Below are 15,794 nucleotides of genomic sequence, written 5' to 3'. Positions count from 1 at the left end.
AGATTTGCTTAATAATAACAGTACTGGTGCAGTAAATTCATCAAAGGAGGGTGGGGCCGAATAATCACCTAGTACATCACTAAAAATTTAATTTTATTATGGAAGGATTTAATTACAATGGGAAAAATTAATTTAATTCGTGCTGATTTTCGGTTGATCCACGGACAAGTGATCACTAAATGGCTGAAGGAATCACGGGCTAAGCAAATTGTTGTAATCAACGATGAGTTAGCTGTAGATGAATTCATGGCTAGTATCTACGTTATGGCAGCTCCCCCGGAAATTGAAGTTAAGGTAGTTTCAATCGCCGATGCAGTTAAGCAGTGGAATAAAGACCAGTTTGGCCCTGCCGATATCTTGGTCTTGTTTAAATCGATTGCTGATGTTTACAAGGCAAAGGAAGCAGGTTTTCCAATTGATGAATTGCAGATCGGTGGCTTAGGTGGCGGACCGGGAAGAAAGAACGTACTGAACCAAATCTCTTTGGATCAACATGATGTTGACTTGCTGAAAGAAATCCAAGAGCAGGGTACGCACATTTATCTACACGTTTTACCGACAGAACCTAAGATGGAATTTGATAAGGTTTTGACTAAATTTAAATAGTGAGGTGAGTTAAATGCCCTCTAATTTAGTGTTTGCGTTAACTGCCGGGATCTTATATTTCATTGGCCATTGTAAGATCGGTTATTGGTTTTACGACGTTTTAGGTCAGCCCTTGTTTATCGGAATGGTCTTTGGCCTGATTGCTGGCGATTTAAAAAGAGGCTTGGTGATTGGAGCGGCTATTCAATTAGTGTACTTGGGGATGATCATGCCGGGAGGAAACATTCCTTCTGACCCGACTCTGGCTTCTGTGATTGCGATCCCAATTGCTTTTCAAACAGGGATCAGCGCCGAACAAGCCGTTGTTTTAGCAGTTCCTTTCGGTGTTTTAGGAGTTTTTATCGATCAGTTGCGCCGGACGATCAACGCCTTTTTTATTCATAATGCGGATAAATACGCGGCACGAGGCGACGGGCGGGGGATTTTTAAAAACGGTGTGATCTACCCGATCATTCAAGGCTTTATTTTACGTTTCCCGGTTGCTTTTATAGCAATTTTGTTTGGTAAGGACGTTGTGAAGGCTTTTTTGGCAATTATTCCTAAGTGGATCATGCACGGCTTGAGTGTCGCTGGCGGCCTATTACCCGCGTTAGGTTTTGCGATCGTAGTTTATACGATTGGGACCGACAAAAAGTTACTGCCATATTTTTTCATCGGCTTTTTTGCGGTGATGTACCTAAAACTCGACGTGATGGCAGTAGCTATTTTTGGTTTGTGTATGGCGTTACTGGTAGTTACTTCTCACAGGTCTGAAAGTGAGGCTAAATAAATGGCACATACTAAAGTTAGCCTGACTAAAAAGGACTTAAAGAAAACCTACTTTTGGTGGGTATTTACCACCGAACTAAGTAATTCGTACGAACGGTTGCAAGCCTTATCGTTTTGTGTCAGCTTGCTGCCTAACTTGCGTAAATTATACGGCGATAATCAAGATGAATACCGCGCTGCTTTAATGCGACACTTGCAATTTTATAATTCAGAAGGAACGATGGGCGGTTTGATTTTGGGAGTCGTTTTATCGTTAGAAGAGGAGCGAGCTAACGGCGGTGACCTGCCCGATGAAGTTTTTTCCGGTTTGAAAACCGGTTTGATGGGACCGATGGCAGGGATCGGTGACACGGTGATTTGGGGAACGTTGCGGCCGCTGATTTTTTCTTTAGCCGTGACTTTGGCCAAAGCCGGTAATATTTTGGGCGCCCTACTACCATTTTTGTTTCCACTGGCCGGTGTGGCGATCGGTTTTAGTCTATTTCGCTTAGGCTACCGGGTAGGAAGAGAGTCGATCCAGTCACTGCTGAAATCGGGAATGATCAATAAAGTGATCAAAGGATCGAGTATTTTGGGATTAACGATGATGGGTGCGTTGTCGGCTAGTTACGTTAAATTAACGACACCACTTAAATTTGCGTTACCGAATGCTAAACCAATCGTAGTCCAGCACCTCTTAAACCAAATTTTACCGGGAATGCTGCCGTTACTAGCGATTTTTGCGGTTTACATGTATTTCTATAAAAAAGGGCAAAGTTACAACAAGGTAATTGCAGCCATTATTGTAGTTTCGCTGCTTGGTTCGTTACTTGGGATATTTTAGCTTTAAGACATAGGGGGATTTTATTAACCAATGAAAAGTATATTGATAATGACACACGGACATTTTGGAGAAAGTTTAGTTAAATCGGCCCAAATGATCGCGGGATCCGTTGAAAATGTGACAGTCTGTTCGCTACTTCCTAAAGAATCACCGGATGATTTTTTAGTGAAAGTCAAAGAAGCAATTAAAGACATCACCGGCGACATTATTTGTTTGGTCGATCTATTTGGAGGAAGTCCGTCTAATACGGCGTTGCGCTTATTACCTGATCATCCGAATATGCGGATCATTGCGGGGTTGAACTTGCCATTATTTATCGAGATTTATAGTCAGTTGACTAGCGGACAAGAAAACCTAGATGAAATTATCGCGATGTCGCAGCAAAGTATTTTTGATGTTAGCCAAAAATTTAGGGCACAAAAGAAAAATAAAGGGGCTGACTAAAGTGCAAACAGTACTGCGTGAAACTGATAAGGGACAAGTTCAAGGATTAGTAGAAGATGGAGCCTGCAAGTTTTTAGGAATTCCCTACGCTAAACCGCCAGTGGGGAAAAGACGTTTTTTACCACCAGAGGAGGCTGCTGCTTGGTCAGGTGTCTACCAAGCAACAAGCTTTTCTAAGAGTCCGATGCAACTGGATACTAGTAATGAAAGTTCTAATTATCCTCCCGAAGACATGACGGAGATGAGTGAAGATTGTCTGTACCTCAACGTTTATACGCCAGAAAATGCTGCGGGTAAAAAATTGCCGGTGATGGTGTGGCTATATGGCGGCCATTACCTAAAAGGCAGTGCGATGTCGACTGCTTGTGATGGTAGTAATTTTGCTAAAAAACAAAACGTAGTAGTTGTGACTTTCAATTATCGCGTGGGGATCTTTGGCTTTTTGGCCCAACCTTTTCTAGGGGACCAAACTAATGCCGGCTTATGTGATATGTTGGTTACGCTGAAATGGATCAAGGCAAATATTGCTAATTTTGGTGGCGACCCGCACAACGTCACGCTTTTTGGGGTTTCGGCCGGATCGTCTGCAATCAATGTATTGCTGACATGTCCGCAAGCTAACGGTTTGTACGATGCGGTGATCACTCAGAGTGGTTCGCCTTTTAACCATGATGAGTGGGATATCGACCGTCAGCAAGAAACTAAACGGTGTACGGATTACCTCGCAAGTATCGGAGTCACGGCGGAAAATTTACGCACGGCACCTAGTAAGCAGTTCCTTTCTAATCCAAGTGGGTATGATGCGGCTGAATTTTGTCCTTATGTCGATGGTAATTTGATCCCGGATCGTTTGGAACGGTCATTTTTGCAAGGAAAGATCAACGACGTGCCGGTAATTTTAGGTTGCAACGCCGACGAAGCTTTTATTTTGCTGGGGCCGCGCGACAAGGTCACTAAGGACTGGTTTGATCAGACTGTTAGTACTAAATACCCGGGGCAAACGGAATATATTTATCAGAAGTATGGTGCCTATTTAAAACAATCACCAGCCTATGCCTTGGGACGTTTCAGGTCGGATAATACGATCGCTAATATGCGTTATTTTGCCACTTGTTTAGCTACAAGACGTAAATCACCGACATATTATTATATTTTTCAGCGGGTAACGCCGGGCAAGGAGCCGTATTATTTTGGCGCTTACCATGCTGGTGAAAATGCCTATCATTTCCAAAATTTGAATAGTGAGTACATTGATTTTGATGAAACTGATCGTCAAGTTAGTGACTCGATCGCACAGTACTGGGCGACGTTTGCTAGAAACCACGTTCCGGGTGGTAAAGGACAGGTCAAATGGCAGGAATTTACGCCTGAAACGGACATGGTGATGTACATCGATGAGCCGTGTGAGTGTCGACCGCTAAAAACTAAAGTGATGACCGATAAGTTACAGGAATTATTGGTTAAAAGGACCGAGCATAATAATCCGGGACTTAAGTTGTAATTATGTAATAGTAGTTAGAAATTAATTGAATAATTGATAAAGGATGTGAGTTAATGACAATCACGAAAGCGATCATTTTAGGTATCTTATTTTGCTTTTGTCGGATGGGAATTTTATATACTTGGCCTAAAAATACTACATTATTTGGCGCAGTGTTAATTGGTCTAGTTTTGGGCGACGTTAAGCAGGCGATGATCATTGGGGCTGCAGTGCAGGTCTTATACATTGCTGTTATTCAACCCGGTGGTAATATTCCGACCGATGAAATGTTAGCAACTTTTGTGGCAATTCCACTTGCGTTAACGTCTCACATGTCGCCACAAGTAGCGGTGACATTAGCGGTGCCGGTAGGATTATTGGGAGTACTACTAGATTATTTACGCCGGACATTAAATGCCGTTTGGGTACATATGGCTGATAGTGCTGCGGAAAAAGGAAAACCAGGGGCAATCATGCGTGCTCACCTATTGTATCCGCCGCTGTCACTGATCTTTATTTATATTATACCGGTGACGATTGCGATTTACTTAGGGCCTCATGCAGTTCAGGGATTTATGAATGCCGTGCCTGCATGGATCATGGAAGGTTTAAAAGTGACCGGAACGATTTTACCGGCCTTAGGTTTTGCAATCACGATTTCTGTTATCGGCAGAAAGGACCTGATCTTGTATTTCATCTTTGGCTTCTTCTTATCGCAATACGTCAAAGGCGTCAACATGATTGCATTATCCCTGTTTGGCTTATTCATGGCAATCTTACACATTAGATTCACTAAAGATCCAAGTGCTGCTGCCGCTGCGACTGCGAGTGCTCAGGCTGCAGTCGACGAGGAATCGCCGAATAAGAAGCTATTATCTAAAAAAGATTTAGTTTACTCTTGGATGTTATGGCTAGGAACTTGTGAGTTATCTAATTCCTATGAAAGATTACAGAGTTTGTCGTTTGCCACTTCAATTACACCGATCTTAAAGAAGTTGTACAAGGGTAAAGAAGATCTGCAAGCCGCTTTGAAACGTCATTTGACCTTCTTTAACACAGAAGGTGTCTGGGGTAGTGTGATCCCAGGAGTTGTCGTTTCGATGGAAGAAGAAAAGGCGCAGGGAGCTGAGATCTCCGACGAAATGATCACCGGTTTGAAGACCGGGATGATGGGTCCTTTGGCTGGAATCGGCGATACTGTCGATTGGGGCACCGTGCGTCCGATCGTGATCGGCTTGTTCTTGCCGTTGGCGACTGCAGGTAGCTGGTTTGCTGGAATTGGAACATTTATTGTCTGCAGTGCGATTTCAACTGCGATTAGTTACTGGCTATGGATGACGGGTTATAAGTTTGGCAAGCGTAGTATCTTGCAAATTCTGAAGAGTGGTAAAATCAATCAGTTTATTACCGGCGCCGGTGTGTTGGGAATGTTTATGATGGGTTCTCTTTCCTCACAATACGTCAAATTGTCATTAAAGCCCAAAATTGTAGTTGGTGGAGCTACGAAAACAATTCAGTCTTACTTCGACCAAATTTTACCGGGAATTATTCCGTTTGCAATCGTCTTTTTGATTTATTACCTGATCACGAAGAAAAACGTCAAGTACACGACGATCCTGATTTGGACGATCGTGATCGGCTTAGCTGGTGCTGCTATTGGATTATTATAATATATGAAGGGAAGCTGTGAAGTGATGAGTGATGCTGTCAGTGTAATTAACCAAACGGTTGATGAAAAAAAGGAGGGCTTGTTTAAATTAAGCGCGTATATTCACGATCATCCTGAATTGGGTTATCACGAATTTGATACCGTACAACACATTATGGCCTATCTAAGGGAGCAAGGAATTGAAGTCAGTGACAATTACTGTGAGATTCCAACTTCTTTTAAAGCCACCTTCGAGCAGGGTGAGCCTAAGCTACATTTTGTGGTACTCGCTGAATACGACGCGTTACCAGAAATTGGTCATGGATGTGGTCATAATGTGATCGCTACCGCTGCGATCGGAACCTTTTTAGCCGCACGTCAAGCAATGATCGACTGTCAGATCGACGGTAAAGTATCGTTGATCGGTACTCCTGCCGAAGAAGGTGGTGGAGGCAAAATTAAGCTATTAGATCGTGGTGCCTTTAAGGATGTCGATGCTGCAATCATGGTTCACCCGACTTCGGGTACGACGCGAATTGCCGGTCGTTGTACAGCTACACATAGTTTTCAATTTGAATTTAAGGGACAAAAAGCGCATGCTGCTAGCCAACCTTTCAAGGGGAAAAATGCCTTAGATGCAGCTAACCTCTTTTTTGTAGCAATCGGTTTGTTACGCCAACAGTTAACATCAGACGTTCGCTTAGCCGGAGTAATTGAAGATGGCGGCAAACTGACTAACGTGATCCCCGATTACACTAAAATCAATTATAGCGTGCGTTGCATGGAAGAAGCCGAAATGCCTGCACTGTTAGAGAAGGTCAGAAATTGTGCTCAGGGAGCTGCCCTTGCCACTGGCTGTGAAGTCGAGATCAGCGAGGAAACGGGTTATGGCGCCCGTACTTATAGTCCAATCATTGGTAACATTTGTCGCCAGGCTTTGGAAGACCTAGGCGAACCCGTCTTACCCGATTTTCCGGACGATTTTGGCTCGACTGATTTTGGGAATGTCAGTCAGATCATGCCGACGGCGAACCCATATTTCAGTCTACATGAAACGCGGATGTCGCTACACACCGCTGAATACGAAAAGGTAGCGGGAACTGACGTCACGCACAAAGCCATCACTCGAGCTGCTAAGGCGATGGCGCGCACAATCGTTGAATGTTTGCAGGATCCGACAATCGTTGAACGCGCACGCGCTGAAAAAAACGCAGCGGGCGATGTCGATAAGAGGCCAAGGTAAGAGGAGTAAAGATAAATAAAAATAATAGGACATGAGACAAAGCTATATTTTATCTCATGTCCTATTTGTATGGTCATAAGTCACAGTCGGTCTTAAAGCCGGTAGTCTTTCGTAATTTTTTGTACCTCAAATTAGTCTAATAAATTAGCTTAATTTTACCTTTTTAATTGAATTAACCGCTTTCGCGTGGATGCTATAATTATTTTGCTTTTACGAAGGGAGGTGAGAAAAGAAGTGTACCTTAAAAATATTGAAGTAGATCTACTTCGAACTTTGATGGAACATGAAAATGTGATCACTGTTGATTTTGGATTAAAGAAGTTAGGTATTAGCTTTAGTAAATTAAATAATTTAATAGTCACTTTGAATGAAAAAATTTTTAATATGGGCCAGTTAAGATTTAAAGATGAAAATATTATTTTGCATGTTCTTGACTATAAAGTGCTACTACAAGAAATAAGGTGGGACTTACAACTTGGAAATTCGTTCGTTAAAAATAACAGAAGGAAAAAAATACTTTTGCACTTTATTTTAAATAGAACCTACGTAACGCTAAGAAATTTAGCTGTTAGTTTTTCAGTAAGTAGAGGGACCGTAGTAAATGATATTAAGGAATTACGCAAAATTTTAAGTTCTTACAATGCGGAAATAATCGGTGTTACCAACAAAGGGCTATATTTACGAGCCTCCGAAACTACTGTGAGGATTTTAATCTTAAATTACTTATATGAGGAATATATTTCTTTAAATAAGTGGCAAACAATTACGGATGTTTTTTTAGATAAATTGATAGTGAAAGTAGCCAATCATTTTTCTTTAAATTATGTGCGGAATGATTTGCTGGAGAAAGTTGTAATATTGTCAATTTTAAGGTGTCAAAATGGAAATCACCTTGAAGATAAAATTAAGTACTATAAAAATTTCTGGGGTGATTCTAAAGTTTTACAAGATATGAAAAAAGTCTTGAACATTCGCTATCACTGCAATTTAACGCAATATGACTATGATTTTATTTGTTTCCCTTTAAATATCGAAAATACACAGAAAGTAGATATTGATAATTCTAGTATTACTACAATATTAGATAAAATAATTGATTCTGTTTATGCTGAATACCATTTTTATTTTGATAGAAAGATATTTGAGAGTGAAATTAAAACACACTTAGCTTTTTTGATCAACAGATCAATATTTCATGTTCCTTCGGAAATAATGGTTGATGATAGCATGATCGCGGATAGTTATCCTTTTGCATATCAAGTTGCCAAAGTTGCTGGAAGGAGGATCAAGAGTGAGCTAAAAATAGATATTAACGATAATGAGATTGCATATTTATCGTTATATTTTCAAATGGCTTTGAAGGAAAAATATAGTCAGACACAAATTGTAGGTGTGGTCAATTCATATGGAAAATCAGTAACCAACTTAGTAAAAGAAAGAATTAAAATGATTTTTTCCAGTAATTTTAAAATAGTTGATATTACGGAAAAAGAAATTTCTAGTCTGAGTCTAAATCAAATTAGCGCGATATTTTGCACGGATTCTTTGAATGTTAAAACTGATATTCCAATTATTCGGATAATGAATATTTTTAATAATGAATATATAACAAAAAAGGTTAATTATGGGAAATTAAGAACTTTGATCAGTAATTCTATGGTTAATTTTTCTTTTTCTATTCACAGAGGATATCAAAATAACTATTTGAACAACGTATCAGTTAGGTTGGAAACTTTAAAGGCAAAGCACGTAATTGATAGCGAATTTATGTCCGCTATTAAAAAGCAAGATATTACTGAAATAGGATATCATGGTTCTTTTGTTCCTCATGGTATTTTGAAGGAACAAAGTAGTATTCTTTTTGATTTTTCTGTATTTACCGTTAAAGATGAAGCTCAATTTATTTTTTTGATCGGTACCCCACAAGAATTGACCAAAGAAAAAGAAAATGTTTTGGTACAAATTTATGAATTTGTTTTTGAAGAAATCCATAATATTAATTCTAGGTGCAAGAGTTTAGAAAATTCGAAAAAATTTGATTCTGAAAATATTGAGAACTTTCTTGCAGAATTACAGGAAAAGTATAAGGAACCAAGTTGATAGAAAGGTGAATTATTAATAATGGAGATGAAACGGATCACTATTACTGAAATTGGTAAAAGTGTGGAAGATATTGCAAAGCAGGAAATGTTAATTTTGTTTTCCGCTGCTGCACCCGAGGATTTACGAGAATATTGCTTGATCCATGATTGTCAGGGAAAAATTAACAGTCTTAATAAGGGGGATTACTTAATTTTAGGTACGGATAAATACACCGTTAATGAAGTCGGCAAAACCGCCCTTGACAGTTTTAATCAAATCGGTCATATGACTTTGAAGTTTGGAAAAATGGATGATCATATGTTGTCTGGTACGGTTTATTTAAAAGAATCCCTGATAAAAGTTCCTAAGATTGGAGAACAAATTTACGTGCAAGAAAAATAAAAGGAGGGATCCGCTATGTTTGGCATAATAATCACCGTAATTTTACTTGCTGTATTTTTATTGCAGACGTATTTGACTACATTTCAAATCAAAAATTTTCAAAAAGTTTATTCTCAAATGCAAAAAATAGGAAGAGTGGTTATCGGTAAAAAAAAGGGAATGGTTCGAGCAGGTACGATTATTATTTTTGCTATTGATGATCAGCAAAAAATTCTAGCTACTGTTAAATTGCAAGGGGTAACATTTATGGCAAGGTTCAACAGAATTACTAATTTTGATGGCTTAGCAATAAATGATCTCACAGACAAGAATATGCGTGCTAGAGGGATAAGTAATTTGACTAGAAAAGCTGCTTTAGTTGCCAAAGATGCATTTAACGGCAACTATACGGAAAAAACGAGGACTAGTTTAGTTACTAAGACAAGAGAGCTACTTACTAAAAGAAGAGGTGTGATGTAATGGATGGTGTAGTACATGTTTTAGAGGCCTTTATTAAATTATTTAAATTAGGTGCAAGTACTTTTGTCGGGTATATGACATCTATTGTTCCATTAGTATTAATGTTTTTAGTAGCTATGAATGCAATTACGAGTTTTGTTGGTGAAGAAAGGATGCAAAGGTTTGGCAAAATGTCATCTAAAAATCCTTTGCTGAGGTACGTGGTACTTCCGATGATAGGTTCATTGGGATTTGCTAATCCAATGTCACTTTCTTTGGGAAAAGTTTTACCCGAAAAATATAAACCAGGTTATTATACGGCTATTTCAATAGTTAATCATACTAATTTAGGACTTTTTCCTCATGTTAATCCGGGAGAAATATTTGTATTCATGGGGATCGCAAATGGAATTTCTAAGTTAGGATTTAACACCACGGACCTAGCCTTAAGATATTTATTGGTGGGAATGGTTGTTAGTTTAATTAATGGCATGCTTTCAGAATTTTATTTTAAACGTTTGTGTAAATCGGCAGGAGTAAACCCTGATAATCTGGATACGGAAAATGAATAAGATGGAGGTGTAGAAATGGGAAAGTATAAAAGCATTAAAATCACAAAAGGGACTGGTGGATTTGGAGGACCGCTCATAATTACTCCAACTACTGAAAAACATAAGGTAGTTTATGTGACTGGTGGTGACACACCGGATATTATTTACAAAATTGTAGAAATGACAGGTATGACTGCTGTAGATGGTTTTAAAACGAGTGTACCGGATGAAGAGATTGCATTGGTAGTCATAAATTGCGGTGGAACACTTAGATGTGGAATATACCCTAAAAAGAAAATCCCAACAGTTAACGTATTACCAACAGGTAAAAGTGGTCCATTGGCTCAATATATAACTAAAGATATTTATGTTTCAAATGTGGGTATCAAACAAATATCGTATGCTGAAGATGAGCAAGTCAATATTGATGACGAAGTAAGTAAAGAAAATATTGAAGATCATCAGCAACAAGAAGTTAAGATTAATCAAGAAAAGCCTGCTAAAAGAAGTTTGATTACTAAAGTGGGATTGGGTGTTGGCAAGGTAGTTGGTACTTTAAATTCAGCGGCTAAACAGGCAGTGGATACGGTGTTGACTACTATTATTCCATTTATGTCGTTTATCGCCTTACTAATTGGAATTATTCAAGGATCAGGATTAGGCAATTTTATAGCTAAGTTTTTGACTCCACTGGCAGGAAATATATTTGGATTAGTTTTATTAGCGTTTATTTGTTCGTTACCATTTTTGTCACCATTATTAGGACCTGGAGCTGTTATTGCCCAAGTTATTGGTACTTTAATTGGTGTGGAAATAGGTAAGGGTAACATTCCGCCACAATTAGCTTTACCGGCATTATTTGCGATTGATGCTCAAGCTGCCTGCGATTTTGTTCCTGTTGGTTTGAGTATTGAAGACGCTAAAACTCAAACCGTTGAATTAGGTGTTCCTGCTGTATTGTATCAAAAATTCACCGGTGGGGCTTTGAACGTAATTATTGCGTATTTGGCAAGTTTCGGTCTTTACAGTTAAGCGAGGAGGAAGAAAATTGATTCATCGGGTAATTGATGTTAATGTCCCAAAATGGGAAGGAAATGCGACGTTAACAACTTATATCTTAGAAAATTATGTTGAAATTGATGAATTTCGTGAGAGGCCAGCTATTTTAATTTGCCCAGGTGGGAGTTATCGTTATCTTACCGAAAGGGAAACAGAAGCAGTAGCAATTAAAATGAACAGTTACGGCTTTCATGCTTTTATTTTACGGTATAGCGTTGAAAAGGGTAAATTCCCTCAATCTTTATTAGAACTAGCATCTGCTGTAAAGATTATTAGGAATAGCGCTAAAAAGTGGATGATAGCTGCGGATAAAATTATTGTTGCTGGTTTTTCTGCAGGTGGAAATTTAGCAGCAAGTCTAGGTGTTTTTTGGGATGATAATTTAATAAAAGATTACTTAGGCCAAGACAGCCAAAAATGGAAACCCAACGGGTTAATGCTGGGGTATGCGGTTTTGACTAGTGGTCAATACGCACATTTGAAATCTTTGAAAACGTTGCTAGGAGATCAATACTTGACTTTAAAAGAAAAGTTATCCTTGGAACAAAGAGTTAATTCTAAAATGCCCCCTACTTTTATTTGGCATACGATGTCGGATCCCCAAGTTCCGGTAGAAAACAGTTTATTATTTGCACAAGCTTTAAGAAAAAATGGTGTTTCCTTTGCATTGCATATTTTTTCCACCGGTAGACATGGTATCAGTTTAGCTACTAGAGAAACTAGTCATGAAGAAATAGATAATAATGAGGAGGTGGCTATTTGGCCAGATTTATTTGCCGAATGGGTAGCTAAAAATTTTTAAAGATAGGAGAGGTTAGAAAAACAATGAAAGCAGTTCATTTTGGTGCGGGTAACATTGGCCGGGGATTTATCGGCGAGACCTTAGCCGCCAACGATTTTAGTATTGATTTTGTCGACGTCAACGAAACGATCATTGACGAGTTAAACAAGCGCCACGAATACGAGATCGAACTCGCCGCCGCGGGGCAAGAAAAGATCCAGGTGCATAACGTCGCCGGCATCAACAACGCCAAGGAACCGGAAAAAGTGGTCGCAGCGATTGCGCAGGCCGATTTGGTCACCACCGCGATCGGTCCTAAGATCTTGAAGCTGATCGCACCGTTGATCGCGCAGGGTTTGGTTGCCCGCAAAGAAGCCGGTAACCAACAAAAGCTCGACGTGATCGCCTGTGAAAATATGATCGGCGGCTCGCAAAGTTTGAAAAAATCGGTTTACGAACATTTAGATGCCGCAGCCAAGGCTTACGTCGATGAATTTGTCGGCTTCCCCAACGCCGCCGTCGACCGGATCGTGCCGCTGCAAAAACACGACGACCCGTTGATGGTCGCCGTCGAACCGTTCAAGGAATGGATCGTGGACGAATCGCAGATGGCCCGGCCGGAACTGAAACTCAAAGGCGTGGACTACGCCCCGGATTTGGAACCATACATCGAACGCAAGCTGTTTTCCGTTAACACGGGCCACGCCACCGTCGCTTACACCGGCAAAACGCTGGGCTACGACAGCATCGGTGATGCCATCAAAGACGAAAAGGTGCTCGCCCAACTCAAGGGCGTCCTTAAAGAAACGGGCGACCTACTGATCGCTAAGTGGCATTTCAAACGGGCCGACCACGAAGCTTACCAGCAAAAGATCATCAGCCGTTTTGAAAATACCTATATCTCAGACACGATTGCCCGCGTCGGCCGGACACCGATCCGCAAATTGGGCTTCGACGAACGTTTCATTCGCCCGATCCGCGAGGCTAAGGAACGGGGATTGAGCTACGAGAAGCTGCTGGAAACAGCCGCTAAGATTTATCAATTTGACGTGCCGACGGACGACGAAAGCGTCAAGTTACAGCAGATGATCCAAGCTAAGTTCGCTGAAGTCGTGCAGGAAACGACGGGACTCAAAGACGAAGATTTAGTAACACAATTAGCCGGACAGATCAGTAAGGAATTTAAGAAATAATAGCGGACAAATTGGTGTTTTTTAGCACATAATCATTCTAATAAGAGGACTGGAATAAAATTTTTTATCTCAGTCCTCTTATTTTTTAGTGTGGCTTTTTGTTAGATCTGAAGTGCGGTTTACTTAACGCTAACGCTTTTCTGATATTAGTAACGACTTCTTTATTCTTTTCTTCATTATCATAAGTTAAATTTACCCATAAAATATCAATTAAAATTGAATATAGTGTTTCAGCCCCCAATGATTCTAACCCTAACGCAACTTCTTCCGTATACAAAATGTACGTAATGTCCGATAAATCTTCCAATTTTGAATTAGGACTGCCCGTAAAAGAAATTGTGTGAATTCCTTTTTCTTTAAGGATCTGGGCGATTCTAATGATTTCTATGGTAGATCCTGAATGGGAAAAAAGTAAAACGACGTCGTTTTCATCCAGCTTAGTTGAATAGCTTAATTGTAAATGATAATCAAAAATATAGTTACATTTAAATCTAGTACGAATAAATTTATGGTAGGCGTCGAAAGCTAAGATCGATGAGCCACCTTGTCCAAAAAAATGAAGAGTTTTTGCTTTTTTCATCAGGTCTAAAGTTCGAATCAATTTTTTTTCATCAATGAATAATTCTAACTCTTTGATCAGACTGATATGATACTCGATTATTTTATTAGCAATTTCCTTGGGAGGGCTGGCGGGAGAAATCTCATTTAAAACGGTGACGTTGTCTAAACTTTCTGTGTTGTAAACGTGAGAAGTAATATTGGTTTTAAAGTCCTTGAAACCATTGAAGCCTAATTTTTTGACATAAGTATATATACTTGCGGTTGAAACCCCTATTTCTTCTGCTAAATCAGTAATTGTAGAGTTGATGACGGCTTTTCCAGCCTTTTTAAAATAGGCCGATATTTTTTTGTCAGTTTGACTTTGAATGGTCATTTTTCTTTTTATTAGCGAATCTAAATATCCAAAAGCCATGTTTGCTACTCCTCCATTGAGTGTATTTGTGAAACATTAATTGTAATGAAGCGCTATTAATAAAATTATTACGCAAAAAAATGTTAGAGTAAAGTTGAATTCAGTTTAACATCAAAAATTATGATAGACAATATTTGATGAAAACAAATTAAAGAAACAGCTTAACTGCGGCATTTATGTAGGAAATATTAGATTTTTCTGTCATCTTTTTAAAAAAATATTTTTATTATTTTATATAAAGCGTTTACAAAATAAAATATTTTTGTTATTATCAAATTGTTACCGGTAATAAAATAAAAATATTTTTCAAAGGAAATGATGACATGAACGATATTAGGGTGGCAATCGTAAATTCAAGCAGTTTAGGGGAAGAATTTCGTAATAAGTTGCTGGCCATTGAACAGGTAAAGGAGGTTAAAAAATTCAATTTCGCTAGTGATATTGCTGGAGTGGAACTTGCTGAACAACTTCATGGATTTAACATGATTGCTTCGGGTGTTACTCCTTTTTTCACTAAAGAATTTTTTGCTCACAAAGATCAGCTTTACTTGCTCTCAAGGCACGGAATTGGCTACAACAACATTGATTTGGAGGCAGCTAAACAACATCAAACTGTGATTTCTTTAGTCCCTCCGTTAGTTGAAAGAGATGCAGTTGCAGAAAATCATCTTGCTAATCTGTTGGCGGTAATGAGACAAACATTGCAATCGAATAGCGCTACTCATGATGGAAAGTGGAACGAACGAGCAAAATTTGTCGGAAAAAATTTAAGTGGCAAAACGGTTGGAGTGATCGGAGTAGGCAATGTCGGCAGTCGCTTAGTTGAAATTTTTAATTATGGTTTTCGGTGTCAAGTTCTAGGCTGTGACCCTAATAAAACCGAACTAGAAATTGCTAGCTTTGGCGGTATTAAAGCAACTTTGGCTGAAGTTGTTAAAAGTGCAGACATCATTTGTTTAGCAGCAGATTTGAATGATAGTAGCATGCACATGCTGGGGAAAACTGAATTTGCTGCCATGAAAGATGGAGTTTTTATTTCTAATGCAGCGCGGGGAGCTTTAATTGACGAGCATGCACTGTGTACTGCTTTGGAAAGTGGTAAAGTTGCGGGCTATGGAACCGATGTGCTTGAAAAAGAGCCACCTGCTAAAGACCAACCACTTTTGGCATTTCCTAATGTGATTATTACGACACATACTTCTGCTTACACCAGTGAATGTTTAGGGGGAATGGATGACAAGTGCTATCAGGATATAGTTGATGTCATCAATGGTAAAAAACCAGTACGAACAATTGCTTAAAT

The 15,794-nt window shown here is 39.2% G+C and carries 16 protein-coding genes; 15 read left to right on the top strand and 1 reads right to left on the bottom strand.

Annotation, left to right across the window (positions count from 1 at the left end; all coding sequences use genetic code 11):
• The first annotated feature begins 117 nt into the window (after positions 1 to 117).
• The 14 genes from ACSYSK_RS08900 (at position 118) to ACSYSK_RS08835 (ending at position 13,518) form a co-directional block, all read left to right on the top strand.
• A complete protein-coding gene (locus ACSYSK_RS08900; RefSeq protein ID WP_491714782.1) occupies positions 118 to 606 on the top strand; it encodes a PTS sugar transporter subunit IIB in 489 nt (162 codons plus the stop codon).
• A gap of 13 nt (positions 607 to 619) precedes the next feature.
• Positions 620 to 1,375 (top strand): PTS mannose/fructose/sorbose/N-acetylgalactosamine transporter subunit IIC, encoded by a 756-nt coding sequence (locus ACSYSK_RS08895; RefSeq protein ID WP_491714781.1) that lies wholly within the window; start codon positions 620 to 622, stop codon positions 1,373 to 1,375.
• Entirely contained in the window at positions 1,376 to 2,197 is an 822-nt protein-coding gene (locus ACSYSK_RS08890) for a PTS system mannose/fructose/sorbose family transporter subunit IID (protein ID WP_491714780.1), read from the top strand.
• Positions 2,198 to 2,227: 30 nt separating this feature from the next.
• On the top strand, positions 2,228 to 2,641 hold the full coding sequence (locus ACSYSK_RS08885; protein WP_491714779.1) for a PTS sugar transporter subunit IIA: 414 nt from the start codon (positions 2,228 to 2,230) through the stop codon (positions 2,639 to 2,641).
• Between the two features lies 1 nt (position 2,642).
• Positions 2,643 to 4,142 (top strand): carboxylesterase/lipase family protein, encoded by a 1,500-nt coding sequence (locus ACSYSK_RS08880; RefSeq protein WP_491714778.1) that lies wholly within the window; start codon positions 2,643 to 2,645, stop codon positions 4,140 to 4,142.
• 53 nt (positions 4,143 to 4,195) lie between these two features.
• Positions 4,196 to 5,791, top strand: a complete 1,596-nt coding sequence (locus ACSYSK_RS08875) for a PTS system mannose/fructose/sorbose family transporter subunit IID (protein ID WP_491714777.1) — start codon at positions 4,196 to 4,198, stop codon at positions 5,789 to 5,791.
• 24 nt (positions 5,792 to 5,815) lie between these two features.
• Positions 5,816 to 7,012: a M20 family metallopeptidase gene (locus ACSYSK_RS08870; RefSeq protein ID WP_491715883.1), complete on the top strand. Its 1,197-nt coding sequence runs from the start codon at positions 5,816 to 5,818 to the stop codon at positions 7,010 to 7,012.
• A 222-nt stretch (positions 7,013 to 7,234) separates the two neighbouring features.
• Positions 7,235 to 9,112, top strand: a complete 1,878-nt coding sequence (locus tag ACSYSK_RS08865) for a BglG family transcription antiterminator (protein ID WP_491714776.1) — start codon at positions 7,235 to 7,237, stop codon at positions 9,110 to 9,112.
• Positions 9,113 to 9,133: 21 nt separating this feature from the next.
• Complete coding sequence (locus tag ACSYSK_RS08860) at positions 9,134 to 9,496, top strand: PTS glucitol/sorbitol transporter subunit IIA (protein WP_491714775.1); 363 nt, start codon at positions 9,134 to 9,136, stop codon at positions 9,494 to 9,496.
• 15 nt (positions 9,497 to 9,511) lie between these two features.
• A complete protein-coding gene (locus tag ACSYSK_RS08855) occupies positions 9,512 to 9,955 on the top strand; it encodes a transcriptional regulator GutM (RefSeq protein ID WP_491714774.1) in 444 nt (147 codons plus the stop codon).
• Positions 9,955 to 10,506, top strand: coding sequence for a PTS glucitol/sorbitol transporter subunit IIC (gene srlA, locus ACSYSK_RS08850; RefSeq protein WP_491714773.1), 552 nt, complete (start codon positions 9,955 to 9,957; stop codon positions 10,504 to 10,506). The genes ACSYSK_RS08855 and srlA overlap by 1 nt, the downstream gene beginning before the upstream one ends.
• 15 nt (positions 10,507 to 10,521) lie before the next feature.
• Positions 10,522 to 11,517, top strand: coding sequence for a PTS glucitol/sorbitol transporter subunit IIB (gene srlE, locus ACSYSK_RS08845; protein WP_491714772.1), 996 nt, complete (start codon positions 10,522 to 10,524; stop codon positions 11,515 to 11,517).
• A gap of 16 nt (positions 11,518 to 11,533) precedes the next feature.
• Positions 11,534 to 12,346 (top strand): alpha/beta hydrolase, encoded by an 813-nt coding sequence (locus ACSYSK_RS08840; protein WP_491714771.1) that lies wholly within the window; start codon positions 11,534 to 11,536, stop codon positions 12,344 to 12,346.
• A gap of 23 nt (positions 12,347 to 12,369) precedes the next feature.
• Positions 12,370 to 13,518: a mannitol-1-phosphate 5-dehydrogenase gene (locus ACSYSK_RS08835; RefSeq protein ID WP_491714770.1), complete on the top strand. Its 1,149-nt coding sequence runs from the start codon at positions 12,370 to 12,372 to the stop codon at positions 13,516 to 13,518.
• Positions 13,519 to 13,603: 85 nt separating this feature from the next.
• On the opposite strand, the gene ACSYSK_RS08830 is transcribed toward ACSYSK_RS08835, so the two are convergent.
• Positions 13,604 to 14,491, bottom strand: coding sequence for a MurR/RpiR family transcriptional regulator (locus tag ACSYSK_RS08830; protein WP_491714769.1), 888 nt, complete (start codon positions 14,489 to 14,491; stop codon positions 13,604 to 13,606).
• 323 nt (positions 14,492 to 14,814) lie between these two features.
• Here ACSYSK_RS08830 and ACSYSK_RS08825 point away from each other — a divergent pair, with 323 nt between their 5' ends.
• On the top strand, positions 14,815 to 15,792 hold the full coding sequence (locus tag ACSYSK_RS08825; protein ID WP_491714768.1) for an NAD(P)-dependent oxidoreductase: 978 nt from the start codon (positions 14,815 to 14,817) through the stop codon (positions 15,790 to 15,792).
• The last annotated feature ends 2 nt before the right edge of the window (positions 15,793 to 15,794 follow it).

It is taken from the genome of Ligilactobacillus sp. ESL1201 (assembly GCF_058503265.1).
The sequence above is the reverse complement of the archived record's forward strand: the minus strand, read 5'-3'. Positions and strand labels throughout refer to the sequence as shown.